Origin of the sequence: uncultured Cyclobacterium sp., from assembly GCF_963976465.1 — a bacterium.
GTDB lineage: Bacteria > Bacteroidota > Bacteroidia > Cytophagales > Cyclobacteriaceae > Cyclobacterium.
On the sequence record NZ_CAXBOC010000683.1, the window covers coordinates 1 to 2,148 of the forward strand.

Genomic DNA, 2,148 nt, shown 5'->3' on the forward strand with positions numbered 1-2,148 from the left:
GTCCCTAAAAAATAGTAAAAAACCCCTTCCCTACTTAACTGTAAGGAAGGGGTTTTGATTTTTTTGATAGGAAATTACTAAAGCAAATTTTGGTGGTAGATAGTATAGGTTTTTAGATCCTTTCCTTTAACATCAGTTGATGCAGAAATTCGCTAATCGCAAAAAAGACTTTCACTTTTCGCAAAATCATCGGTACTTAATAATCCTAAGTTTGTTCGCTACCATCCGCCCTCCCGGTAGCCATGATCTACTTTTCATAAATTATGGCTTTTCAACTTCCTGAAATAATTAATTATAATCCTCTTCAAAATTCATAATTTACCTTGGTATTAGTGTGCAAAGCAAAAGCAGGCGATTACCCCCTGCTTTGGGATGCTTGCAATGGATTGAAAAGATAAAAAAGGCGAATGTTTAGAGGAGAGATTAACAGAGAAGTCTTGTACAAATGGAATACGCGTAGCAGTACATTAACCATGTTGATTTATGTGCTTTATGGGGTATTCTATCGATTACAGCTTCCGATATGGTACGATTATTTGGTAATCAGCATTACCGTTTACAACATTCTACTAATAGCATTGATCGTATACCTAAGCATTGTAAAAAGACACTTGGTCGATCACTTAAAGAAAGCCATTTTTTTGGGAATATTTCGATTGCTTATCAATTTGGTACTGCTAAGTTTAATAGTAAGCAACAGCTTATAGAAATAGCCATAAAACCCACTACCCGACTACTTCATATGCAACTATAAGAAAAGTTATTTTCGCAATCCTTCCAATACTGCCATAAACTTTTTGACAGACAATCGATCAGAATTCTTCTTTCCTATATACCTGTACACTTCTTTGCCGTCGGGCCCAATTAAAATTAAAGCCGGATAATGAACCAATTGATTGTGGAAGGAATATCCTCCCGGAACGCCCAACTCGTCTGCCAATTGGGCGTCTACATCTCTATAAATTGTAAAACTGTCTTCATCCAGATTTTCTGCCCAAGACAAAATTTCTTCGTCAGTATCGGGTTTTATAAATACCTGGATTACATCCTTCAACCCAGCGGTTTTTTCAACATAATCATTGGTATGCCTAATACAATAGGGGCATTCTGTTTTAAGTAGAAAATGCAGGGCAACGTATTTTCCTTTTGCTTCGCTTAAAACAAATGGCTTTTCATCTCCAACCGCCGGAAGAGAAAAGTCTTTTACCTTTTCTTGGGCCAATAAACTGTTAGATATTAAGAATAAGAATAGTATTGCTAGTATTTGTGTTTTCATGGTTTTGTTTGATTTGTTTTCTTAAGGATTTACTCAATAAGCTAATTGGTTAGGATAGGCTGCTTGTGATTTTTTTGGGTTCAAACATTGAAAAAACCTGCAGGCCAATCTCTACCCACGACTATTTTTCAAACGCAAACAACAATTTCAAGGTTTAGTAAAACTTTGAAACAAAATGATTCAGGGTTGGGATAAACTGCTTTCTAAAGCTTTTGGTCCACCCACTACCGGTAATTTCAAAAACGTATTTTCCAAATCTACAGTTATTTCAGTTCCTGGTTTGGGCCAAACTGTAAATTCTTTGTCACTTGAAAAAATCATCAAAGCTATTTTTTGTCCCTTGGGGATAATTTGGTCATCGGGTTGTAAAGGAAAGCTCATGGAGTAGAATTTTCCCGGTTTCAATGGTTTTCCTTTCCGCTCTGAGGAATGGTTTTGAGGATCAGCCCAGCCTCTGGTAATAATATTGTCAGTAATTTTAGCATTTTTGGCGGTGTTCCAAGGCAGTGAGACCAGCCAAACAGATAAATTGGCAGCCGGCTTACTTGAAGAAAGCTTAATGGAAATCTCTGGGGTACCGGATAGGTGAATATCCTCCTTTAGCTCGTGGGTAAGATAAATTAGTCGGTGATTGGTACGCTCTGCCTGGGCAAGGCTTGCACCATCAAAAGAATAATTATCTTCTAAGGTTTCAACTTTCCGGCTATTGGTATTCACCAAAGCCAGGCTTCCCCTACCCGGTGCATTTCCATTTAGGTAAAGTCTTACCATAGAAGCAGCAGGATTTGGAAATGCATCGTAGGGCGTTGGCTTTTCATGAGGGTCATTTTCACGAACAATCCAAACCCTGGCATCATTTTCTACATCATTTT

The 2,148-nt window shown here is 37.8% G+C and carries 3 protein-coding genes; 1 reads left to right on the forward strand and 2 read right to left on the reverse strand.

Features of this window, described 5'->3' with window-relative positions; genetic code table 11:
• Nucleotides 1–407 precede the first annotated feature (407 nt).
• Nucleotides 408–707: a hypothetical protein gene (locus AAC037_RS23830; protein WP_339906144.1), complete on the forward strand. Its 300-nt coding sequence runs from the start codon at nt 408–410 to the stop codon at nt 705–707.
• Nucleotides 708–760: 53 nt separating this feature from the next.
• On the opposite strand, the gene AAC037_RS23835 is transcribed toward AAC037_RS23830, so the two are convergent.
• Nucleotides 761–1,276 carry a redoxin domain-containing protein gene (locus AAC037_RS23835; protein ID WP_339906146.1) on the reverse strand — a complete coding sequence of 172 codons (516 nt, stop codon included), beginning with the start codon at nt 1,274–1,276 and terminating at the stop codon, nt 761–763.
• Nucleotides 1,277–1,456: 180 nt separating this feature from the next.
• On the reverse strand, nt 1,457–2,148 hold a 692-nt coding region (locus AAC037_RS23840), incomplete at its 5' end, for a CocE/NonD family hydrolase C-terminal non-catalytic domain-containing protein (protein WP_339906148.1).

Coding starts and splice junctions, on each gene's coding strand:
- AAC037_RS23830 (WP_339906144.1), top strand. CDS start 408: ATGTTTAGAGGAGAGATTAACAGAGAAGTCTTGTACAAATGGAATACG.
- AAC037_RS23835 (WP_339906146.1), bottom strand. CDS start 1,276: ATGAAAACACAAATACTAGCAATACTATTCTTATTCTTAATATCTAAC.